Annotated in this window: 22 protein-coding genes; 12 read left to right on the top strand and 10 right to left on the bottom strand. The window is 40.0% G+C overall.

Translation table 11 applies throughout. The features are described from left to right. Positions 1-4 precede the first annotated feature (4 nt). Complete coding sequence (locus tag CLV94_RS12005) at positions 5-814, bottom strand: hypothetical protein (RefSeq protein WP_121376744.1); 810 nt, start codon at positions 812-814, stop codon at positions 5-7. Positions 815-919: 105 nt separating this feature from the next. Here CLV94_RS12005 and CLV94_RS12000 point away from each other — a divergent pair, with 105 nt between their 5' ends. Next, entirely contained in the window at positions 920-1255 is a 336-nt protein-coding gene (locus CLV94_RS12000) for a winged helix-turn-helix transcriptional regulator (RefSeq protein WP_121376743.1), read from the top strand. 138 nt (positions 1256-1393) lie between these two features. Here the strand turns inward: CLV94_RS12000 and CLV94_RS11995 are convergent, their stop codons facing one another. The 3 genes from CLV94_RS11995 to CLV94_RS11985 form a co-directional block, all read right to left on the bottom strand. Beyond that, entirely contained in the window at positions 1394-1687 is a 294-nt protein-coding gene (locus CLV94_RS11995) for a hypothetical protein (protein ID WP_121376742.1), read from the bottom strand. Between the two features lie 11 nt (positions 1688-1698). After that, positions 1699-1908 (bottom strand): hypothetical protein, encoded by a 210-nt coding sequence (locus CLV94_RS11990; protein ID WP_121376741.1) that lies wholly within the window; start codon positions 1906-1908, stop codon positions 1699-1701. 472 nt (positions 1909-2380) lie between these two features. Beyond that, the gene (locus tag CLV94_RS11985; protein WP_121376740.1) at positions 2381-2722 is read right to left on the bottom strand and encodes a winged helix-turn-helix transcriptional regulator; all 342 of its coding nucleotides are present in this window, start codon (positions 2720-2722) and stop codon (positions 2381-2383) included. A 78-nt stretch (positions 2723-2800) separates the two neighbouring features. On the opposite strand from CLV94_RS11985, the gene CLV94_RS11980 reads away from it, so the two are divergent. The 8 genes from CLV94_RS11980 to CLV94_RS11945 all read left to right on the top strand — a co-directional run bounded on the left by CLV94_RS11980 (position 2801) and on the right by CLV94_RS11945 (position 11744). Beyond that, complete coding sequence (locus CLV94_RS11980) at positions 2801-3541, top strand: SDR family NAD(P)-dependent oxidoreductase (protein ID WP_121376940.1); 741 nt, start codon at positions 2801-2803, stop codon at positions 3539-3541. 202 nt (positions 3542-3743) lie between these two features. Next, a complete protein-coding gene (locus tag CLV94_RS11975; RefSeq protein ID WP_121376739.1) occupies positions 3744-4739 on the top strand; it encodes a glycosyltransferase family 2 protein in 996 nt (331 codons plus the stop codon). Then, positions 4736-5764 carry a glycosyltransferase gene (locus CLV94_RS11970; protein WP_121376738.1) on the top strand — a complete coding sequence of 343 codons (1029 nt, stop codon included), beginning with the start codon at positions 4736-4738 and terminating at the stop codon, positions 5762-5764. The genes CLV94_RS11975 and CLV94_RS11970 overlap by 4 nt, the downstream gene beginning before the upstream one ends. A gap of 2 nt (positions 5765-5766) precedes the next feature. Next, positions 5767-6888 carry a glycosyltransferase family 4 protein gene (locus CLV94_RS11965; protein WP_121376737.1) on the top strand — a complete coding sequence of 374 codons (1122 nt, stop codon included), beginning with the start codon at positions 5767-5769 and terminating at the stop codon, positions 6886-6888. After that, positions 6885-7970 (top strand): glycosyltransferase, encoded by a 1086-nt coding sequence (locus CLV94_RS11960; RefSeq protein WP_121376736.1) that lies wholly within the window; start codon positions 6885-6887, stop codon positions 7968-7970. Before CLV94_RS11965 ends, CLV94_RS11960 begins: the two co-directional genes overlap by 4 nt. Then, positions 7960-9309: an O-antigen ligase family protein gene (locus CLV94_RS11955; protein WP_121376735.1), complete on the top strand. Its 1350-nt coding sequence runs from the start codon at positions 7960-7962 to the stop codon at positions 9307-9309. The genes CLV94_RS11960 and CLV94_RS11955 overlap by 11 nt, the downstream gene beginning before the upstream one ends. Continuing rightward, positions 9281-10297 carry a glycosyltransferase family 4 protein gene (locus tag CLV94_RS11950; RefSeq protein WP_170148795.1) on the top strand — a complete coding sequence of 339 codons (1017 nt, stop codon included), beginning with the start codon at positions 9281-9283 and terminating at the stop codon, positions 10295-10297. Before CLV94_RS11955 ends, CLV94_RS11950 begins: the two co-directional genes overlap by 29 nt. Positions 10298-10349: 52 nt before the next feature. Further along, entirely contained in the window at positions 10350-11744 is a 1395-nt protein-coding gene (locus tag CLV94_RS11945; RefSeq protein WP_121376733.1) for a sugar transferase, read from the top strand. Here CLV94_RS11945 and CLV94_RS11940 read toward each other — a convergent pair whose 3' ends face one another. Together CLV94_RS11940 and CLV94_RS11935 are read right to left on the bottom strand one after the other, a co-directional pair. Beyond that, complete coding sequence (locus tag CLV94_RS11940; protein WP_121376732.1) at positions 11745-12878, bottom strand: lipoprotein N-acyltransferase Lnb domain-containing protein; 1134 nt, start codon at positions 12876-12878, stop codon at positions 11745-11747. It lies immediately after the preceding gene. A 90-nt stretch (positions 12879-12968) separates the two neighbouring features. Beyond that, positions 12969-14039 (bottom strand): putative type IX sorting system protein PorV2, encoded by a 1071-nt coding sequence (locus CLV94_RS11935; RefSeq protein ID WP_443135215.1) that lies wholly within the window; start codon positions 14037-14039, stop codon positions 12969-12971. Between the two features lie 200 nt (positions 14040-14239). Between CLV94_RS11935 and CLV94_RS11930 the strand changes: the two genes are divergently transcribed. Further along, positions 14240-14956, top strand: coding sequence for a CDP-alcohol phosphatidyltransferase family protein (locus CLV94_RS11930; RefSeq protein WP_121376730.1), 717 nt, complete (start codon positions 14240-14242; stop codon positions 14954-14956). A gap of 90 nt (positions 14957-15046) precedes the next feature. Then, positions 15047-15904: a glycoside hydrolase family 25 protein gene (locus tag CLV94_RS11925; protein WP_121376729.1), complete on the top strand. Its 858-nt coding sequence runs from the start codon at positions 15047-15049 to the stop codon at positions 15902-15904. Between the two features lie 77 nt (positions 15905-15981). On the opposite strand, the gene lptB is transcribed toward CLV94_RS11925, so the two are convergent. The 4 genes from lptB to CLV94_RS11905 all read right to left on the bottom strand — a co-directional run bounded on the left by lptB (position 15982) and on the right by CLV94_RS11905 (position 18918). Further along, the gene (gene lptB / locus CLV94_RS11920) at positions 15982-16722 is read right to left on the bottom strand and encodes an LPS export ABC transporter ATP-binding protein (protein WP_121376728.1); all 741 of its coding nucleotides are present in this window, start codon (positions 16720-16722) and stop codon (positions 15982-15984) included. Positions 16723-16792: 70 nt separating this feature from the next. Beyond that, positions 16793-17140, bottom strand: coding sequence for a carboxymuconolactone decarboxylase family protein (locus CLV94_RS11915; protein ID WP_121376727.1), 348 nt, complete (start codon positions 17138-17140; stop codon positions 16793-16795). After that, positions 17124-17951: a twin-arginine translocase subunit TatC gene (gene tatC / locus CLV94_RS11910; RefSeq protein WP_121376726.1), complete on the bottom strand. Its 828-nt coding sequence runs from the start codon at positions 17949-17951 to the stop codon at positions 17124-17126. The genes CLV94_RS11915 and tatC overlap by 17 nt, the downstream gene beginning before the upstream one ends. A gap of 1 nt (position 17952) precedes the next feature. Further along, on the bottom strand, positions 17953-18918 hold the full coding sequence (locus tag CLV94_RS11905; RefSeq protein WP_170148794.1) for a KpsF/GutQ family sugar-phosphate isomerase: 966 nt from the start codon (positions 18916-18918) through the stop codon (positions 17953-17955). Positions 18919-19004: 86 nt separating this feature from the next. Between CLV94_RS11905 and recQ the strand changes: the two genes are divergently transcribed. Then, positions 19005-21200 carry a DNA helicase RecQ gene (gene recQ, locus CLV94_RS11900; RefSeq protein ID WP_121376725.1) on the top strand — a complete coding sequence of 732 codons (2196 nt, stop codon included), beginning with the start codon at positions 19005-19007 and terminating at the stop codon, positions 21198-21200. Positions 21201-21307: the final 107 nt, after the last annotated feature.

Here is a 21307-nt window from a genome sequence, read left to right as displayed (position 1 = left end):
ACTGCTATTGTTTAGAAGCGTTGTTTTCTAAGTTTTTGATCTTGGCATTGCTTTCTTCCAAGTCTTTGTCTAGCTTGATGACATAGAGTGTAAGCTCTTCTATCTTTTTTAATAGCAGGGCGTTGAATTCTTTTAGTTCCAGTCCATTGTCTACGACTTCTTTGGCAGTAGGGACTTCTGGCAGGTGTTTGTTTTCGTTTACGAAAGCTTCGAGTTTTTTAAGGTCCATCAATTCGTACTCTTTTTCGAATACATAATCGGCCCAGCCATGCTGGTCTGCAAATTCTACTTTTATTTTTTCGGTCTTGATTCCTTCTTTGACAAAGAGACGGTAGCCGGTACATTCGGCACAGTCTACATTGATGGTACCAAGGCCTAGTTTGCCGTTAGCTTTTAGCGTAAAGAACTGCTCATATTGCGTAGGGCTTGTCATGCCAGAAACATCTAGCACGCCAGGGTTTTCTGGCTGGTATTGGGTATATCGCAAAAAGAGAAGCGACATTCCGTTGCCGATGTTTGTAGCATTGTTTCCGATGTAAAATGCATCGCTGTTGACGTCGGCAACAACTTGAGTTCTGCCGCCTACTTTAAAAGAAATAGTAGGATCGGGTGCTGTGGCTACACCAATACTTCCGTTGGCGGCTACGCGAAATCTTTCTTTGTTGGCGGTTTTGACTACCAGATCGGTAGCATCGCTAGTTCCTACATATTCTGAAGTAGGATTGGTGCCAGAGTTTCCGGTGAGTTTCCAAGATTGGGCAAGAGCAACATTAGCTGCGATTAAAGCGCCCGCGATAAATAGTTTTTTTTTCATTTGGTATGATTTAGGGTTGTTGTTCCTACTCTGTTAAGGCTTTTCGGATACCGCCTAGAATTGATTTATTTTTCCTAAATTTCCGTTAAAAAAAAATACAGTGCAATGAGTCAAAAAAATCTGACTACCGAAAAGTTGCTGAATACCATAGAGATATGTCCGGCGCAAGGGCTTCTGCGAATGCTTTCGGGCAAATGGAAACCTGAAATATTTTATCTGGCGATTGAGTCGGATTTGCGATTTAATAGTTTGCTGCGTATGATAGAAGGTTCTAATAAACAGTCGCTGGCAGTGGCTCTAAAAGAGCTGGTAGAAGCAGAGCTGCTCGAAAAGGTGGTCGTCAAGCAGAAGCCGTTGCATATTGAGTATTTTTTGACGGAAAGAGGAAAATCGCTGATTCCGGTGTTTCGGCAATTGGAACGTATTGCTGTGGAGCGGTAGGTATGGGTTTGTAGTTTTTTTTGTAGTGGCATCTTATGCCTTGTTTTTCAACACCTTAAAAATGCCAAGTTGGATTAAAGAATAAAAAATTATAGCGATGCAGATATTAAAAATAAGACCGTTTTATTATACCTAATGTTATTTACAAATTGGAAAAACAATCTTATAAAAATCTAAATTTCTTTTCTTTGAAAAATTAGTTTTTTTATGGTTTGGAGATAAATTCTTTTCATTGTAGAAATCTAGTCTCACAAAACAAAGCAAGAAACTATTTACTGAGGCATTTAATTTTCTAATAATTATATTCTCAGAATATTCTTCATTAGAGATAAAAGGACAATCATTATAAATAGGTTTCATTTCTAATTCTTTAAGACTTAAAAACCGATAGAATTCATCACTGTAAACATAAGCTCTGCCTTCGTCTATCATTTTTTGAATATCTAAGTTTTTTTTATTTTAATATAGTTTTCATTTATTAAAAACATGCCATCGGTATTTTTAAATGAAATTATGACAGGGCTATCAAGTACTATGGTATCTCTCGTAATAAAAAAGTTTTTATTCTCTTGGGCATTCACATTATTAAAAAGTAGTAAGCCTAGTAATAGTATATATTTATTTAATTGCTCCATCTTAATATCTGTTGGCATTTGTGGTCATTGTAAATCTACATTATATGCTTTCTTTATTATAAATAGCGTGGATTTACTATCCGTGCTCTTAAAAGAAGATTACTGTAATTTAGTTTTGTTGACATGATTAATAGTATAAAAACAAATCTACAGTTTTTATGGTTGTACTTTTGTTTTTTTCTACCCTTGTGGCACACATTGCAAATCTGCGTTATTGGGGGCTGTCAACTCTGTTAGACAGGCTGTTTCAAGTTGAAAGAAGCCGTCAACTCTGTTAGACAGGCTGTTTCGAGTTGAAAGAAGCCGTCAACTCTGTTAGACAGGCTGTTTCGAGTTGAAAGAAGCTATCAACTCTGTTAGACGGGCTGTTTCAAGTTGAAAGAAGCTGTCTAACCAGTTAGACAGGTTAAAGCAAAGCTACTTTAAGCTGTTGAACGTGGTGGATGAGTTGTGTAAGTTGCAAATCTTGCTATCGAATATATTGGCTTACTTAAAAAGTATCCCCTTCAATTATTTTTTTTCTGTGTTCTCTGCCCCAGTCGATCATCGATAAGATAATGGTGCCAAAAGTCCTGCAATATTCCGTCGGCTCATATTCGATAAGGACAGGCGTATCGTCATAAACCGTCCTTTTGACCAGCTTGTTCATTTCCATGTCTTTTAATTCTTTAGACAGCATGCGGGTAGTAATGCCGGGAATGCTGCGCTCAATTTCGCGAAAACGCTTATTGCCGTTGCAAATGGAGTTGATAATAGGCAGGCGCCATTTTCCGCCTATGACATAGAGCGTGTCTTGCAGTGCTCGAAGTTCTTCTTGCTGGTTTCTTTCCATTCTTTATTGGTATACTCTGTGATACTGATTACAAATGTATATCAATATGAAATACCTTTGACAAAAAATACAAACAAAATGAATTTAAAAAACAAAGTAGCCATAGTAACAGGCGGGAACAGTGGAATTGGACTTGCCGCAGCAAAAGAACTTATAGCACAAGGCGCTACCGTAATTATTACAGGCAGAAGAAAAGAGGCGATTAACAAAGCGGCGAGCGAAATCGGAGCCATTCCATTTGTAGCAGACCAGTCTAACCTGCACGATATTGACCTGCTTGGAGAGACGGTTGAAAAACAATTTGGCAAAGCAGATATTCTGTTTATCAATGCAGGAATTACGGGTACACCTGATCTGATAGAGGAAGCAAACGAAGCAAATTTTGACAGTGTAATGAATATCAATTTCCGCGGAGCGTATTTTACGTTGAGCAGGTTTATTCCTTTGCTGAATGATGGCGCGTCGGTTGTTTTCCTGTCTTCCAACACGGCAACCCTGCACAGTCCGAAAAGCTCTATTTATCAAGCCAGCAAGGCGGCTATAAATTCTATAGCCAAAACAGCGGCAGCAGAACTGGCACCGAGAAAAATCAGGGTCAATACCATAAGTCCGGGCCCTACGAGGACGGATGTGCTGAACAAATCGTATGGCGAAGAAAGTGCAGCTTCTATCTGGGACCATCTTGCCGACGTAGTGCCGCTTAAAAAAGTAGGAGTGCCTGAAGATGTTGCCAAAATGGTCGCGTATTTATGTGGCGAAGCAGCTTCGTATATTACAGGTGCCGATTTTGTAATGGACGGCGGAATGACCTTGAATTGATAAGGGATTTTAAAAAAGACACTATTTGGTTTTTTAGTTACTGGCGCGAGCAAAAGCTCGCGCCTTTTTTTATTCTATTTTATTTATCATCGCTTTCCACCGTAGCTATTTACAGGAAAAGGCGGATGACGGTATTATAGAATCATGCGTTGCAAATTTTGGCTTCTAAATTTCTATATTTGTTCCATCTCAACGGAACCGCATGAAATTCTCACTTGTTATCTGTACATATAAAAGGGCGATGCCCTTACTGACTCTTTTGGATTCAGTACAAAGGCAGACCCGCTATCCGAATGAGATCTTGATCGTAGATGGAAGCCCAGATGATTATACCGAGCAAGCACTAGCAAAGAAAACCTATGAGTCGCTTTTTTATCATAAAGTAACTCCTGAGGACAGAGGCTTGACCCGCCAGCGCAATTATGGAATCGACAGGGTTGCCAGCGACACGGAGATAATCTGTTTCCTAGATGATGATACCGTGTTGGAACCCGATTATTTTGAAGCAATCCTTAACGTATATAAAGAGTATCCCGAAGCGCTTGGTGTTGGAGGCTATATTGTTAACGAGACGGCTTGGCTGCCTGTTGGCGAGGGTTATCAGCCTAAAACAAACGAATTTGTTTATGACGGATGGAAACGCAAGGATGGATCCCGTTTCGCAGCCAGAAAGAAACTAGGATTAGACAGCAATGTGCCGCCGGGTTTTGCGCCAGAGTACTCGCATGGACGGAGTATCGGCTTTTTACCTCCTTCGGGCAAGGTCTATGAAACTCAGCAGTTGATGGGCGGTGTTTCTTCCTTTCGCAGAGATGTCTTTGACCGACTGCGGTTTTCGACCTATTTTGAAGGGTATGGATTGTATGAGGATGCCGATTTTACACTAAGGCTCTCAAATACCGGCAAATTGTATGTCAATACCAATGCTACTTTGGCGCATTATCACGATGCTTCCGGAAGACCCAATGCCTATCGGTATGGCAGGATGGTCGTAAGGAACGGCTGGTATGTATGGCGGGCCAAATATCCGAAGCCTTCTTTTGAAGCCCGGCTGAAATGGCATAGCATAACGCTGCTGCTCACCTTGATTCGATTGAGCAATGTCTTTACTTCCAAAGACAAGAAACAAGCCTTTATGGAATCTCTGGGAAGAACTATGGGTTGGTGGAGCTTAATTTTTTATAAACCAAAAGCATGAGCCTCCTTTTAAAAAAAATACGAAAGAAAGTCAAAGAGTTTAAGGGATCTTATTCTGAGGTCCGTTATTATAGGGCGGAAGCACCTGTGCTTTATATTGACTTAAAGCCAAATACAAAGGTCAGGAGCTATCTGAACCTGATTTTTTTACTGAAACAATCGTACTCGCAGCCTATCGTAATCCGATTTTCGCTATTCCACCTTTTTATCCTTTCAAAATGGTTTGGCAAGATAGACAATCTCTATTTCTCAAAACCTTTTAAAAAGACCAAGGTTTTTAGAAAGTTCTCGCATAAAAAGAGTGCTGATTTTAGGATGGATTATGAGTACCAGCGGGTTTATGAAGCGACAGACTATATTCCTAATGTGATTCCGTATATCATGCATCCGCAGAATTACATCAGCGGGCTGGAGACTATCGACAGCAAGCATGTTGGTATCATGATCAGCGGTAATTTTGAACGAAAAATTTATGATAATCCTACATTGATGGAGAAGTTCGGTGTACTGAACCGTTCTGTTATCTGCGATAAACTAATTTCACTACCAGAATGCCGCATGATTACAGGCGACGAGCTGGTAAATAAGTATAAAACAAATGAATATTTAGACAAGCTGGTACTGATGAAATGGCAGTCTGGAGCTATTCCTTCGGCAAAATGGCGCTACTATCTGTCTACGGCAAAATTTATCTTTTGCGCTCCAGGTATGACGATGCCGTTGTGCCATAATGTTATCGAAGCCTTGTCGGTAGGAGTAGTTCCCATCCTGAATTATAAAGATTGGCTTAATCCCAGTTTGACAGACGGAGTTAACTGCTTTACGTACGATAATCTTGATTCTGTAGAAAGTATCGTCAGAAAAGCACTTGCGCTAGACAGCCAAGTCTATGAGGCTTTGAGAAAGTCGTGCATGGAGTATTATACGGCCTATTATTCTAAATTTGATTTCGAAAAGTTCCGAAACGGCCGACTGACTCTAGTAAACGAAGATAAAAGGAACCTGCCCAAATCTAAATCCGTCTAACCATGAAATTCGCGATAATCACGCACGTGCCACACTTGAAAGAAGACCATCGGCTGTATGCCTATGCTCCCTATGTACGTGAAATGAATCTATGGAACCGTTATGCTGATGAAGTGCTTTTGGTAGCTCCGCTAACACATATAAAACCAAATCCGATCCATTTGGCGTACGATCATACAGCCATTACGTTTTTAGAAGTACCTAGTTTTACAGCTATCGGATTAAAAGCAAAAGCGCTAGCGTTTGTAAAGATGCCTAAAATTTTATGGACTATATACAGCGCTATGAAGGAAGCCGATCACATCCATCTGCGCTGTCCAGGCAATATGGGGCTGTTAGGTTGTTTGGTGCAAATCTTTTTTCCGAAGACTCCCAAGACTGCAAAATATGCAGGAAACTGGGATCCGAAATCAAAGCAGCCGCTGAGCTACAGACTGCAAAAATGGATTTTGAGCAATACGTTTTTAACTAAAAACATGCAAGTATTGGTATATGGCGAATGGCCGCAACAGACTAAAAATATCAAGCCTTTCTTTACGGCAACCTATCAGGATAACGACAAAAAGCCTGTTGTTGAAAGAAGCTTGGACGGAAAAATAAGACTTTTATTCGCAGGAACATTGGCCAAAGGCAAACGGCCTTTGTATGCCGTGCAACTGGCAGAAAAGTTATTTCGCAACGGACAGGACGTGCAATTGGATTTTTTTGGAGATGGTGCAGAAAGAAGCTCCTTGCAGCAGTATATTATAGATAACCGATTGGAAGACATCATCTTCTTGCGTGGTAACCAGACAAGAGAACAGCTTCAAGAAGCTTATGAAAAGAGCCATTTTTTGATATTGCCTTCGCAAAGCGAAGGATGGCCGAAAGTTGTTGCGGAAGCCATGTTTTGGGGCTGTGTCCCGGTTTCTAGTGCTGTGTCTTGCGTGCCGAACATGCTTGATAAGGAAGCAAGAGGAGTGCTGTTAGAGATGGACACTGAAAGAGACAGCCAAAAGATAATCAACTTGATACAACAGCCAGAAGTATATCAGAGGAAAGCTGAAAAAGCCGTATTTTGGTCGAGAAAGTATACGTTGGACTATTTTGAAAACGAAATCAAGCAGCTGCTAAAAAGACCATGAAGATTCTTCAACTCATAGATTCGCTTGAAGCGGGCGGTGCAGAGCGCATGGCTGTAAATTATGCCAACAGCTTGGGCTCAAGAATTGAATTTTCGGCACTAGCAGTTACGCGAAAGGAGGGACCTTTAAGGGAGCGGCTGAATGAAAACGTTTCGTATTTGTTTTTAGAGCGCAAGCGTACCTTCGACCTCAAAGCAGTTTCCAAGCTAAAGAAATTTATCAAAGAACAGCAGATACAAATCATTCATGCGCATGGGACTTCTTTTTTCTTGGCGGTATTACTAAAATTGATCTATCCGAAGATCAAGATTGTTTGGCACGATCATCATGGAGGAAGGGCAGCGCAAAGCATCTATAAAAATAAAATGCTTAAAAGCTGTTCTCGATTCTTCGATGCAGTGGTTGTCGTCAATATGGAATTAAAAAGCTGGGCCATGGCGAATCTGATGGTCAAAAATATTCTGTATCTGCCTAATTTTGCCGTCAAAGACGCAAACGAAGAAAAACGTACAATTTTGAAAGGTGAGGATGGAAAGAGAATCGTCTGTCTTTCGAATCTTAGGAATCCGAAAAACCATATAGCACTTTTGGAAGCCTTTTTTAACCTAAGGCTTAAAAACAAAGGATGGAGCCTGCATTTTATCGGGAAAGAGTATAACGATGATTATTCTTTGCAGCTGAAGCAATTCATTAAGAACAATGATGTAGAAGAAGCCATTTTTATTTACGGTAGCGCTCCTGATGTCTACAATATTTTAGAGCAAGGGTCTATAGGCGTACTTGCATCATTGTATGAAGGATTTCCGGTAACTTTGCTAGAATATGGACTTTCCGATTTGGCAGTGGTATCTACAAATGTGGGCTATTGCTCAGAAATAATACAAGACGAAAAGACCGGACTTGTTTTTGACCCTACGAATAGAAAAAAACTAGAGATCCAATTGGACAGGATGGTTCGTGATAAAGAATTCAGGACGGAGATGGCTGCTGCTTTGAAGGAATCAATACAATTAAAATATTCTGAGGAAATAGTAATGAATGCTTTAATATTGCAATATCAAAGAATTGTAGATGCAGAGTAGCGGAAAACAGATAACGTATATAGGGCTGATCGGATTGCATATTGCGATTGGTTTTGCCATATACCTATTTCCGTTTTTGTCTAAAGTTTATGGTCTGCTAGCCGTATTGACGGGTTTTTTGATTGTTTTAAAAACATCCAATAAACATAACGAAGTACTTTATATTTCCGGATACTTGGTTGGAATAGAGGTATTGCTCCGAATGACGGGCGGTAATTTCCTGAGCGAGTTTTCGAAGTATTCCATTACCTTTTTCATGACTTTGGGAATACTTTACAGCAGTTTCTCTAGAAGTTCTATCCCTTATTGGATCTATCTCTTAATTCTGATTCCCGGGGTCGTAGTTTCTACAACAACTCTGGATATAGGAACAGATGTCCGAAAAGCCATCGCTTTTAATATCACAGGGCCTGTGTGTTTGGGGGTCAGTGCAATTTATGCCTACAGGCGAAGAATTTCTTTGGAAGAATTGTCTAATGTGCTTCTTGCCGTAGTCTTGCCTATTCTCTCTACTGTCTGCTATTTGTTTTTTTATACACCCGATGTAAAAGATGTGGTTACAGGAACTTCTTCCAATTTTGAAACTTCGGGAGGCTTTGGGCCCAATCAGGTTTCGACTATTCTAGGGTTGGGATTTTTTATCTTTTTTGCCAGAATGCTCCTAAATTCATCGAACAAAAGATACTTGTTTATCAATCTGTTTTTTGCATTGGTAATTACCTTTAGAGCGATTGTTACTTTCTCACGCGGAGGCGTGATTACCGGAATAGCAATGATTGTAATGCTTTTAGGGACACTCTATTTGCTGGCGAATGTACAGACCAAATTAAAACTGAATATTGTGATTATCCTGACAGTCTTGGCCGGAATGGGAGTCTGGGCGTACAGCTCCTTACAAACCAGCGGTCTGATTGATAAACGATATGCCAACCAAGATGCGGCCGGAAGAGAAAAAACAGACCGGCTCGGAGGAAGAGAGCAGATCGCATCGACCGAACTCCAGATGTTTTTAGATAATCCTATTTTAGGAATCGGAGTCGGGAAAAACAAAGAATATCGCGAAGAAACGACCGGAATAAAGGCAGCCTCGCATAACGAACTGACCCGTATGCTAGCAGAACACGGTTCCTTGGGTATTTTTGCAATCTTGATTCTTTTCTTTACGCCGCTTGTGCTGTATGTCGACAACCGTCAGCACTTCTATCTCCTGTCCCTTTTTATCTTTTGGCTACTGACCATCAACCATGCGGCCATGCGGCTCGCAGCCCCAGCTTTTATCTATTCGCTAACCCTATTAAAAGTATATTCTGTTGAAAAACCTGCTGTACATAGGGAATAAGCTATCAGGTCATGGTTTTTCGGTAACCTCTATCGAAACGTTGGGACCGCTTTTGGAAAGCGAAGGCTATGATCTGGTGTATGCTTCTTCAAAAAAGAACAAGATGGCAAGGCTGCTCGATATGCTGTCGGCAACAGTCCGATTGCGAAACATGGCCAACTTTGTGCTTATCGATACCTACAGCACCTCAAACTTTTGGTATGCCTTCTTGGTCAGCCAGCTGGCGAGGATTTTGGGTGTAAAGTATATAACGATGCTTCGAGGAGGCGACCTGCCGAAAAGACTAGCAAATCACCCAAGATTGTGCGCCCTGATTTTTAATCCTGCGTATAAAAACGTAGCGCCTTCTGGTTATCTTCTGGACCACTTTCAGAAGCAAGGTTTTAGGAACATGGCTTACATTCCGAATACGATAGAAATTGATAACTATCCTTTTAAGAAAAGAGTGATCGAGCAGCCAAAGCTTTTATGGGTCAGGGCTTTTGCGGCAATTTACAATCCTTTTATGGCTGTTGAGGTGTTTAAGGTTATAAAAGAACAGTTTTCGGAAGCAACATTGTGCATGGTCGGTCCGGACAAAGATGGTTCTCTGGAGAAAACAAAAAAGTTGGCTTCGGCATACGGACTCGATATTAAATTTACAGGAAAGCTATCAAAAGCCGACTGGATACGCCTTTCGGAAGACTATGATCTTTTTTTGAATACGACCCATTTTGACAACACGCCTATCAGCGTTATCGAGGCGATGGCTTTGGGGCTTCCTGTTGTCAGCACGAATGTCGGAGGCATTCCCTTTCTGCTCGAAAACAACAAGACAGCACTCTTAATCGAGGATGGAAATACAGAAGCCATGGCTGAGGCAATCAAAGCCATCGTAAAAGACAAAAATACTGCAGACTCTCTAGCCCAGAATGCTCGCCTGAAAGCGGAAAGTTTTGATTGGCAGCAAGTAAAGTTATTTTGGAATGAAATTTTGCGTGAGCAATAGATTTATATTTCTAAAATAATGTTAAATTGCATGCTTTCCCAAACCTATAATAATGCCTCCTTTAAAGAAAATACACTTTGAGATTTCTGAAAGAAAGCTCCTGCTACGGTTATTTGATGTTTTGACAGTTGTTGGAGCGCTTTATGTTGTTGGGCTGCTGTTTAAGTTTGACTATTTTAGTATTTCTAAGGCTAATTTTTATTGGACAATTGTTTTAGGGTTATACCTGAATATCTTGGGGACGGTTTTTGAAATGTACAATCTCCAAACGGCCAGTAACCAATACCAAGTCATCAAGAGCATACTGCTCACGTCTTCTACAACGGTTTTGTTCTTTCTGCTGACGCCTATATTTACGCCTGTACTTCCTTCAAACAGGCTCCAAATCATTTATTTTTTCTTGGCTATTACCCTAGCTTTATTTGGATGGAGGATTTTTTATCAGTCCTTTCTGGCTTCTCATAGGTTTCTAAAAAGAGTAGTCATGGTCTGCGACAAGAACCAGCTGGAAGAACTCGTGATGTCATTGGTAAAAGTAGATCCGCATTACAAAATACTCGGATTTGTCAATACCGATTCTAAAGGCGAAATCGTATCTGACTTGCCAGACATTGAAAATATAGAAATTCCAAAACTGAATGACTTTATAAAGAAGAATGCTATCTCTGAAATCGTCATAGCTTCGCAAAAGACAGATGGGATAACGGTTGATTTGTATAATGACCTTTTGATGCTTCTTGAAAAAGGGTTTGTCATCAGAGAATATACGCAAGTATACGAGATGATAACACAAAGGATTCCCGTGCAATATGTTGACAGGGATTTTTACCGTTATTTTCCATTCAGTCGCAGCAACCATAACAAGCTGTATCTGCTGCTGGTCAGGCTGCTGGAGATTATAGTATCGTTGTTTGGAATTGCAATCGGACTGTATCTGTTGCCTTTTATTTATGTGGCCAATTTTATAGGAAACAAAGGCGCGCTGATTTATATTCAGGAACGAGTTGGCAAGAACGGCAAAGTGTTCAAGATTTATAAATTTAGGACGATGGTAAAGAATGCAGAAACAGATAAGGCTGTTTTTGCAACCCAAAATGATAGAAGGATTACAGCTTTCGGGAAGTTTCTAAGAAAGTCAAGAATCGACGAATTTCCTCAATTTATAAACGTCCTGAAAGGCGACATGGCTGTCATCGGACCGAGACCCGAAAGACCTTTTTTTGTGGAACAGATTGCCAGCCAGATGCCGTTTTATCAAACAAGACACGTTATAAAACCAGGACTGACGGGTTGGGCTCAAGTCAATTATTCGTATGGAGATTCGATTAAGGATAGCCTAATCAAGCTGCAATATGACTTGTACTATATCAAGCATCGAAGCGTCTTTCTGGACATCAATATCACGATCAAGACCATCAGTACGATTCTCTTCTATCGCGGGCAATAGCTAGCCGTTTACCGGTTTTATCTTTCTGTTTTTTCTTGCAAATCGAGCCAAGCCAATGGTTGAGGTAATCAATAGTGCCATGAATAATAGCAATTGTGCCTTATTGATAATAATGACGAGGTAGATGGCGATGCAAGCCAAGTTAAATAAAGACAGGTTGGAAATCCACTTACGATTTTTCTTTTTGTAGAAATACAGCAATACGAGCAATGTAGGGTTAAATAGCAGCACATTGTAGTTCCAACGCACTTCTTCATGCAGGGAATAAAAACCGACTAGCGATAGGAAAACGCCCAGCAATCCTAAAATTGCAAAATAAAAAGCATACACCTTGTTGTTTTTCAGTACGACAACCAAAAGAATCAAGGCAGAAAAGAAATAAATGTTGTTCCAGAAAGAAAAAGCCTTTTCGGGCTTGGCTTCAAAAATCGTCTTCGTTTCAGAAACTAACGGCTTGCCTTCATAAGTAGTAGTCTTTAAGACATTCATCAATTCTAGAGGCAAGAAAAGAACCTCTGCTTTTTTGTCGGTTTTCGGTCCAAAAATAATATTGATGCCTAGTTTTTGAAAAAAGCTGTTTTCTAAATAAGGATTAAGAATTTCTCTGTAGGTTATCGTGACAGGCTTTTTCGTGGTAATGACTTTGCTTCCCAAGACATCATTTACCTTGTCGATAACCATAGTAGTACAATTCTTGTCGATAAATTTGTAGGTATAGAAGCGTTCGTCAGAATACAAAGTCTTGTTCAGCTCATCCAACAATTTCTGCTTTTGGACAGTAGTCAGGTTAAGTACCTGCTCATAAATAGAGCGATTTTCCTGTCTGTAATTGTATTCAAAGCCCGGATAAGCATCTGTCGCTACAAAATATTGAAGGTCGCCTTTTACGAATTTTGCCAAGAAATACGGCGTATCAAAATCAAAGTAGCCAAAATTATAGATATTGTCCAATCCGCGCTGAGCGTCAAAAATGCGTATGGCGGTATGTCCGTATAAAGTATGCGATTCGTTTGCCGTGCCGATAGTCAGTATGCTTACTTTAGAAGAATCCGATAAGATAGCGCTTTGAGAAAAACCTTTGAATAGGGGACAGGCTAAGGATAAGAAGAGGATAACAAGTCTAATTCTTGACATAGGATAAAAATTAAAACACAAATATCCGCAAAACAAACCAATAATTTAGGCTGGCAGGCAAGCTTTTATAAATTCTTAAAGACAAAGAAATTATCTTCTGAAGATGCCCAAATCTACTTTTACAGAAAAGATGTTCGAATATAAAGCCACACTCTGGTCGCCGATATCCGTCAGCGCATAATCAACTTGGATGCCTTTGTATTTGAATCCGAGGCCTATGTTAGGCTGAAAGCCTACTTTTTCGCTTCCATCCAGTTGTTTTACATTCTGGAAGTTTCCGACACCGCCTCTCAAAAAGACCAAGTCGGTATAGCCAAATTCAAATCCGACAGCAGGATCGATACTTACGACGTCGGTAGAAATTATATCGTTTGTTCTGGCAAAGCTCATGTTCAAGTTTGCCGCGGCCATAATGCTATAATCGTACCGGATGATGAATTTCTTAGACAATCCGAGCTGTGCTTTTGGCAGGGTAATTTCGGAGTCTTCTGGTAATTCTTGGTTTTCGCCAGGAATAGCATCCTTGATTTTATTGTAGGCTTCTTCGTCGATATTCCAGATGTTATAAGTAGTCGTGATGTCTCGCACCATAAGTCCGAATTTCCAGTCGTTTCTTTCAAACTGAAGCCCTACGTCAAACCCAAATCCCCAAGAATTGGCAAAATCACCGATGACCCTTCTGATAACCTTAGCATTTACACCATATTGAAACCCGGGAATTTTTAATTTTCGGGCATATGAAAAAGTTACGCCATAATCTGCAGTAGAAAACAAGCTGATTCGGTTGTAGTCGATATTTCCTTCGCTGTCGATCAATTCGGTCGTGTTCAAGATATCATCTACTCCAAAACGAATTACAGACAATCCCCAAGCGCTGTCATCATCAATCGGCATGGCAAATCCGGCATAATCGTACTGTGCAATGTTGGCAAAATAGCTGGCATGCATCAGAGAAGCCTGTTTGTCCTCCAAATGAATCAATCCGGCCGGATTCCAATATCCAGAATTTACATCGCCTGTGCTGGCAGTCACGGCATTCGACATACCTAAAGCGGCTGCATCGACACCGATATTCATAAATTCATTGGAGTATTTTCTAACCGCTTGGCTGTAAGCGAAAGAGCATACTAAAAGGAAAGAGGCTATAAGGGGTTTTTTCAAAGCAAATTGTTTTTACAAACCGAAATCTGTATTCTTAAATTATCGTCCAAAAATATAAATTTTTATTGAGCTTCCTTCTTCGGCATCAACAATAAATCCGAGCAAAGCAATATCAAGTAAAAATCTGTAATAAGAAACGCACTGCACTATAAACTTATTGTGCTAAATTTGCAGTCTTGCCAACTAAAAAACAACAAGACATGCGAATTAAGGCTCAAGTTCCGAACATCATCACATTGCTCAATCTTTTTTCAGGATGCATTGCATTGATTTTTGCTTTCCATCAAGATTTTAAACTTGCCTTTTTCTTTGTCTGCCTTGGTATCTTTTTAGACTTCTTCGATGGCTTTTTTGCTAGGCTATTTAAAGTTTCAAGTCCGCTAGGTTTGCAATTGGATTCGTTGGCCGATATGGTAACCAGCGGTGTTGTTCCCGGACTCGTGATGTATCAGCTGATGAACCAGGCTTTGGGCTTTCCTTCTTCCGATTTGCCTATGATGTTCTTTCCGTTTTTAGGCTTTATCATTACACTCGGTTCTTGCTATCGTTTGGCGAATTTCAATATCGATACGCGCCAGACGGATTCTTTTATCGGACTTCCAACACCTGCCAATGCATTATTTATCCTAAGCCTTCCGATTATCTTGCTTGATAATCAATATGAATTTGTGTCACAGGCTTTGGGCAATGAGTGGGTTTTACTCGTGATTTCTTTGTTGAGCGCTTTTATGCTGAATGCCGAAATTCCGTTATTTTCATTAAAAGTAAAAAGTGCCAGTTTTGCCAAAAACAAGCTTCAGATTATTTTTCTAGCCGTATCGCTTCTGCTTTTGCTGTTTTTTAAAGCACTAGGAATTCCGTTGCTGATTATTTTCTATATCCTATTGTCGATTGTGACAAATAAGAAAAAGGCTTAAAATTCGTTTTCTTCTTTTTTAATGATGGAAGGACTGTTTTAATTTTCAGTCCGAAGTCTGACAATTCCCAAAAACGTTTATTTTTACTGAATGAAGAAACCAGCTCCAAGAAGAAAACCTTCGACAGTACGCAAATCCAAAAAGAAAAAAAGTTTCTTTTCGGGTAACGTAGTAAAGTTTTCTATTTGGGCTTTTTTTATTCTTCTGATTGCTGGAACTGCCTATCATTATCGTGAAGGACTGGCGTATTATTTCAGTTTTAAGACCGACAAAAAGCTTTCTGACGAAGAAAAGCGAATTGCAGATGTCAGGATTTACCAAGTCCTCAGCAAGCACGAAAATAAAGTATATGGCTTTGACGTGTCAGAATATCAAGGCAAGGTCGATTGGGAAAAAACAACGGCTATCGAAGAAACTTTTCCGTTGGGATTTGTCTTTATACGGGCGACTGCCGGAAAAAATAGGGTGGATGCCACCTTTAAAGAAAATTGGAAAGAAGCCAAAAAGCACAAGCTTATTCGAGGCGCCTATCATTATTACCGTCCGAATGAAAATTCTATAGCACAGGCCGAAAATTTTATCAAGAATGTAAAGCTACGTAAAGGCGACTTGCCGCCTGTTTTGGATATCGAGAAATTACCAAAAGAACAGTCGATTGATAGTTTAAAAATAGGGTTGAAAAGATGGCTGAAAAAGGTAGAAAAGCATTACAACGTAAGGCCGATTATCTATTCTGGCGAAAGCTATTACAATGATTTCCTGAAAGAAGAATTTGAAGGTTATACGTTTTGGATTGCCAACTACAATTTTTTTGAAGAAACCATCAAAGACGAATGGACGTTCTGGCAGTTTACCGAAAAAGCAACCGTTCCCGGCATTGACGGAACTGTAGATGTCAATATCTACAACGGAACTCCCAAGCAGCTACAGTATTTTACCATCAACTAAAAATAGAAAAACCCCAAAAGTGATTTTAAACTTCTGGGTTTTCTATTATCTGCAATCTAAAATCTAAAATCTGCGATTTAAAACTCCAATTTCTTTTTACGAAGCTCAAAATTCTGTCCAAGATATACTCTTCTAACCATTTCATCTTGAACCAGTTCTTCTGGAATACCTGCTTTTAGGATTCCACCTTCAAACATTAGGTAGGTTTTGTCGGTAATAGCAAGCGTTTCCTGAACGTTGTGGTCGGTAATCAGGATACCGATATTTTTGTTTTTTAGCTGTGCTACAATTCTTTGGATGTCTTCTACCGCAACCGGATCGACACCTGCGAAAGGCTCATCCAATAAGATGAATTTCGGATCGGTTGCTAAGGCACGTGCGATTTCAGTACGTCGTCTTTCACCACCCGAAAGCAAGTCGCCGCGATTGGTACGGATATGTCCCAAGCTAAATTCAGCTATAAGACTTTCCATTTTAGCTTCTTGTTCTTGTTTGGAAAGATTGGTCAGTTGTAGTACGCTTAAGATGTTGTCCTCAATGCTCAATTTTCTAAAAACCGAAGCTTCTTGAGCCAAATATCCGATACCATTTTGCGCTCTTTTATACATCGGATAATCTGTAATTTCAGTATTGTCCAAATAGATTTTACCGCTATTTGGCTTGACCAAGCCTACGATCATGTAAAAAGAAGTTGTCTTTCCTGCACCATTCGGACCCAAAAGACCAACGATTTCGCCTTGATTTACTTCTACTGAAATGCCTTTTACGACACTTCTTCCTTTGTATGTTTTGACCAGATTATCAGCTCTTAAGATCATATTCCAATGTATTGTAAATTACCCGAACAAATAAACAACTATTCGGAGTAACGTTCCTACTAATTAACAATTATTTATTTTCTTCTAGGGCTTCCCAAAACTCGTAAGCTCTTCTCAAATGCGGGATTACGATGGTACCGCCGACCAAAGTCGCGATACTCATGGCTTCCATCATTTCTTCTTTGGAGATGCCTTCTTTGTAGCAGGTTTCTAAATGGTATTTGACGCAGTCGTCGCAACGCAATACGGCAGAAGCTACAAGTCCTAGTAATTCTTTGGTCTTGACATTCAATGCTCCTTCCATATAAGCGTTGGTGTCAAGATTGAAGATTCTTTTGATGACTTTATTGTTATCGTTAAGCAATTTTTCGTTCATCACTTGACGGTAATCGTTGAATTCTTTAACTAGATTGCTCATCTTTTAATTTGTTTTTTTGTACCCAGCTCGAAATAAAGATGCTGAGCTCGTATAATATTAATAATGGAATCGTAACAATAATCTGGCTTACGACATCTGGAGGCGTCACGATGGCCGCGATAATCAGGATAATAACGATGGCGTATTTTCTGTATTTTCTCAAGAAGACAGGAGTTACCAAGCCTAATTTAGAAAGGAAGAACATGACGATCGGCAATTCAAAAACCAATCCGCAAGACAGCGTCGTGCTTCGTATTAATGAAATGTATGAATCAAGGTCGATGTCATTATGAATCTGCGTACTCACCTGATAGCCCGCCAAAAAGTTGATGGAAAGCGGCGTGATGATAAAATAGCCGAACAATACGCCCAAGAAAAACAAGAAAGAAGCAATTGCCAGAAATAACTTGGCGTTCTTTTTCTCTTTGTCATACAGCGCAGGGCTTATAAATTTCCAACATTCCCAAAGAATAAAAGGGAAAGCAATAATAAAACCAGCAGTAACGGATGTCCACAAATGCGCATTAAACTGCCCGGACATTACACGGCTTTGTACGTCGAAATTGATTTTGTAATCACAAAAACCATCGCCGTCGCTACCAAAAAACTTACTGACTTCGCAGAACCAACGGTAGGTAATGAAATTAGGATTTTTTGGTCCGAATATAATCTCATCAAAGATAAAATCACTGAAAAAGAATGCGACGGTCGCAGCGATTATTATAGCCAATGTGCTTCTGATCAATAACCATCGGAGTTCTTCCAGATGGTCGAGAAACGACATCTCATTTACGTTTTTCTTTCTTGCCATGTTATACGATTCCCTCTTTTAAAATATCGTGAAGGTGAATTACTCCTAAATAATTGCCGTCGTCAACAACGACAAGCTGTGTTATTGAAAAATCTTCCAAGATGTTTAAGGCATCAACAACCATGTCGTTGGATTTAATCACCTTAGGATTTTTGGTCATGATGTCTTTTGCCGTCAGGTCGCTGAAGGTATCTCGGTCGTTTAGCATTCTTCGGATGTCTCCGTCAGTAATAATACCGATTACCTTTTCGTTTTCTACAACCGCTGTAACGCCCAGTCTTTTTTCAGAAATCTCAACAATCACTTTCTTGATGCTGGAATCGGGAGAAACGACCGGTTTGTGCGTCGTATCTAGCATATCTTTTACGCGAAGCAAAAGCTTTTTGCCCAATGCGCCGCCAGGATGGTACTTAGCAAAATCCTCGCTTTTGAAATCGCGAAGCTCCATCAATGCAACAGCCAAAGCATCGCCAATGACAAGCTGTGCCGTGGTGCTGTTTGTTGGGGCAAGATTTATAGGATCGCACTCTGATTCAACATACGCATTTAAGACGTAATCGGATTCTTTTCCGAGGAAAGAAGTTAAATTTCCAGTTATCGCAATTAAAATGTTTCCGAAACGTTTTAGCAAAGGAACCAAGACTTTGATTTCGGGACTGTTACCGCTTTTTGAAATGCAGATAACCACGTCGTCTTTTTGTACCATTCCTAAATCGCCATGAATGGCTTCAGAGGCATGCAAGAACATTGACGGAGTTCCAGTAGAATTGAGTGTTGCCACGATTTTTTGGGCGATGATGGCGCTTTTTCCGATTCCGGTGACAATCAATCGTCCTTTTGACTTGAAAATGATTTCTACGGCTTCGGCAAAATCGTTGGTGAGGAGCTCTGAAAGATTTGCAATTGCTTTACTTTCAGCTAATATTGTTTTTTTGGCAGAGGCCAATATTGCTTCTTTTTCTATCAAAACAGATTTTTTATAAAATTTGTGGTTATAAAAGAAAGTTGTATCTTTATGTTGTGCAAATTTATGTAAAATACCATTAAAAAAGAATGAATTCAAACGAAATTGACATCCACAAAGAATTAAAAAAATATTTTGGCTTTGGCCAATTTAAAGGATTGCAAGAACAAGTTGTCAAGAGTATCATAACCCAAAATAATACATTCGTTATTATGCCCACGGGTGGCGGAAAATCCCTCTGCTACCAGCTGCCTGCCCTGATCAAGGATGGAACAGCAATCGTAGTTTCCCCGCTAATCGCACTTATGAAAAATCAGGTCGATGCTATCAGAAGCCTTTCTTCTGAAAACGGAATCGCCCACGTTTTGAATTCATCACTTACCAAGACCGAAATTGCCCAAGTCAAAAAGGATATCGTTTCGGGAATCACCAAATTATTATACGTAGCGCCTGAGTCGCTTACTAAAGAAGAATACATACAGTTCTTGAGAAGCGTGCCGCTTTCGTTTGTGGCTATAGATGAAGCACACTGTATCTCGGAATGGGGACATGATTTCCGTCCGGAATATAGAAACCTGCGAACCATCATAAAGCAGCTGGGCGATATTCCTGTCATAGGATTGACCGCTACGGCTACGCCAAAAGTGCAAGAAGACATCTTGAAGAATTTGGATATGGTGAACGCCAATACGTTCAAAGCATCATTTAACAGGCCGAATCTGTTTTATGAAGTACGTACAAAAACTAAAAATATTGAATCGGATATCATCCGTTTTATCAAACAGCATAAAGGAAAATCGGGAATTATTTATTGTCTGAGCCGTAAAAAGGTAGAAGAAATTGCACAGGTATTGCAAGTAAACGGTATCAGTGCCGTTCCGTATCACGCGGGATTGGACGCTAAAACACGAGCCAAACACCAAGATATGTTCTTGATGGAAGATGTGGATGTCGTGGTAGCAACAATTGCCTTTGGTATGGGAATCGACAAGCCAGATGTTCGTTTTGTGATCCACCATGATATTCCAAAATCATTAGAGAGTTATTACCAAGAAACGGGCAGGGCAGGACGTGACGGTGGCGAAGGTCATTGTTTGGCCTACTATTCGTATAAAGATGTAGAAAAATTAGAAAAGTTCATGTCTGGAAAACCTGTGGCGGAACAAGAAATTGGTTTTGCGTTGTTGCAGGAAGTCGTTGCTTATGCTGAAACTTCGATGTCGAGACGTAAATTCTTGCTGCACTATTTTGGTGAAGAATTCGACAGCGAGACTGGCGAAGGAGCCGATATGGACGACAATGTTAGAAATCCGAAGAAGAAAGTGGAGGCGAAAGACCAAGTGGTCAAATTGCTGAAAGTAGTTCGCGATACCAAACATTTATACAAATCAAAAGAGATTATTTTTACGCTGATAGGCAAGATAAACGCTACGATAAAAGCGCATAAGACCGATACGCAGAAGTTCTTTGGTAGCGGTTCTGATTTTGAGGAACGTTATTGGATGGCTTTAATCCGTCAGGTTTTGGTAGATGGCTATCTGTCAAAAGATATTGAGACGTATGGCATATTAAAACTTACCGAAAAAGGCGCTGCCTTTATCCAGAATCCGACTTCATTTATGATGTCGGAAGATCATGAATATAACGAGACGGAAGACGAGGCTATCGTTACGGCTGCAAAATCGTCGGGCACTGCTGATGAGGCTTTGATGGGCATGTTGCGTGACTTGCGTAAAAAAGTAGCTAAAAAGCTAGGTGTTCCTCCTTTCGTGGTTTTTCAAGATCCGTCTTTAGAAGATATGGCTTTGAAATATCCTATTTCTATTGAAGAATTGGGAAGCGTTCATGGCGTTGGGGAAGGAAAGGCTAAAAAATATGGAAAAGACTTTGTCGAGCTGATTGCCCGTTATGTGGAAGACAACGATATTATCCGTCCGGATGATTTGGTAGTGAAATCTACGGGAGCGAATTCGGCGTTGAAATTGTATATTATCCAGAACGTTGATCGAAAACTTTCTTTAAACGATATTGCCAAAGCCAAAGGATTGGATATGGATGTCTTGCTGAAAGAAATGGAGCAGATCGTGTATTCTGGAACGAAATTGAATATCAAATATTGGATTGACGACATTTTGGATGAAGACCAGCAGGAAGAAATCCATGAGTATTTTATGGAGTCGCATTCGGACAATATAAAAGATGCATTGAAAGAGTTTGATGGCGATTATGATATTGAAGAACTTCGATTGATGCGCATTAAGTTTATTAGCGAAGTAGCGAATTAACTTGGGATTTTTGATATAAGATTTTAGATTTATGGCTTAAGATATGAGATTTCAGGAGGTAGTGCTTTCTGGAATCTTTTTTTGGTTCAATTCGAAATCAAAAGTCA

Source organism: Flavobacterium endophyticum (assembly GCF_003634455.1).
GTDB classification, from domain to species: Bacteria; Bacteroidota; Bacteroidia; order Flavobacteriales; family Flavobacteriaceae; genus Flavobacterium; species Flavobacterium endophyticum.
This window is presented reverse-complemented; position numbering and strand designations above follow the sequence as displayed.

What these genes read in the sequence shown, in the direction of transcription:
- CLV94_RS12005 (WP_121376744.1), bottom strand. Translation starts at nt 814, where the DNA reads ATGAAAAAAAAACTATTTATCGCGGGCGCTTTAATCGCAGCTAATGTT.
- CLV94_RS12000 (WP_121376743.1), top strand. Translation starts at nt 920, where the DNA reads ATGAGTCAAAAAAATCTGACTACCGAAAAGTTGCTGAATACCATAGAG.
- CLV94_RS11995 (WP_121376742.1), bottom strand. Translation starts at nt 1,687, where the DNA reads ATGATAGACGAAGGCAGAGCTTATGTTTACAGTGATGAATTCTATCGG.
- CLV94_RS11990 (WP_121376741.1), bottom strand. Translation starts at nt 1,908, where the DNA reads ATGCCAACAGATATTAAGATGGAGCAATTAAATAAATATATACTATTA.
- CLV94_RS11985 (WP_121376740.1), bottom strand. Translation starts at nt 2,722, where the DNA reads ATGGAAAGAAACCAGCAAGAAGAACTTCGAGCACTGCAAGACACGCTC.
- CLV94_RS11980 (WP_121376940.1), top strand. Translation starts at nt 2,801, where the DNA reads ATGAATTTAAAAAACAAAGTAGCCATAGTAACAGGCGGGAACAGTGGA.
- CLV94_RS11975 (WP_121376739.1), top strand. Translation starts at nt 3,744, where the DNA reads ATGAAATTCTCACTTGTTATCTGTACATATAAAAGGGCGATGCCCTTA.
- CLV94_RS11970 (WP_121376738.1), top strand. Translation starts at nt 4,736, where the DNA reads ATGAGCCTCCTTTTAAAAAAAATACGAAAGAAAGTCAAAGAGTTTAAG.
- CLV94_RS11965 (WP_121376737.1), top strand. Translation starts at nt 5,767, where the DNA reads ATGAAATTCGCGATAATCACGCACGTGCCACACTTGAAAGAAGACCAT.
- CLV94_RS11960 (WP_121376736.1), top strand. Translation starts at nt 6,885, where the DNA reads ATGAAGATTCTTCAACTCATAGATTCGCTTGAAGCGGGCGGTGCAGAG.
- CLV94_RS11955 (WP_121376735.1), top strand. Translation starts at nt 7,960, where the DNA reads ATGCAGAGTAGCGGAAAACAGATAACGTATATAGGGCTGATCGGATTG.
- CLV94_RS11945 (WP_121376733.1), top strand. Translation starts at nt 10,350, where the DNA reads ATGCCTCCTTTAAAGAAAATACACTTTGAGATTTCTGAAAGAAAGCTC.
- CLV94_RS11940 (WP_121376732.1), bottom strand. Translation starts at nt 12,878, where the DNA reads ATGTCAAGAATTAGACTTGTTATCCTCTTCTTATCCTTAGCCTGTCCC.
- CLV94_RS11930 (WP_121376730.1), top strand. Translation starts at nt 14,240, where the DNA reads ATGCGAATTAAGGCTCAAGTTCCGAACATCATCACATTGCTCAATCTT.
- CLV94_RS11925 (WP_121376729.1), top strand. Translation starts at nt 15,047, where the DNA reads ATGAAGAAACCAGCTCCAAGAAGAAAACCTTCGACAGTACGCAAATCC.
- lptB (WP_121376728.1), bottom strand. Translation starts at nt 16,722, where the DNA reads ATGATCTTAAGAGCTGATAATCTGGTCAAAACATACAAAGGAAGAAGT.
- CLV94_RS11915 (WP_121376727.1), bottom strand. Translation starts at nt 17,140, where the DNA reads ATGAGCAATCTAGTTAAAGAATTCAACGATTACCGTCAAGTGATGAAC.
- tatC (WP_121376726.1), bottom strand. Translation starts at nt 17,951, where the DNA reads ATGGCAAGAAAGAAAAACGTAAATGAGATGTCGTTTCTCGACCATCTG.
- recQ (WP_121376725.1), top strand. Translation starts at nt 19,005, where the DNA reads ATGAATTCAAACGAAATTGACATCCACAAAGAATTAAAAAAATATTTT.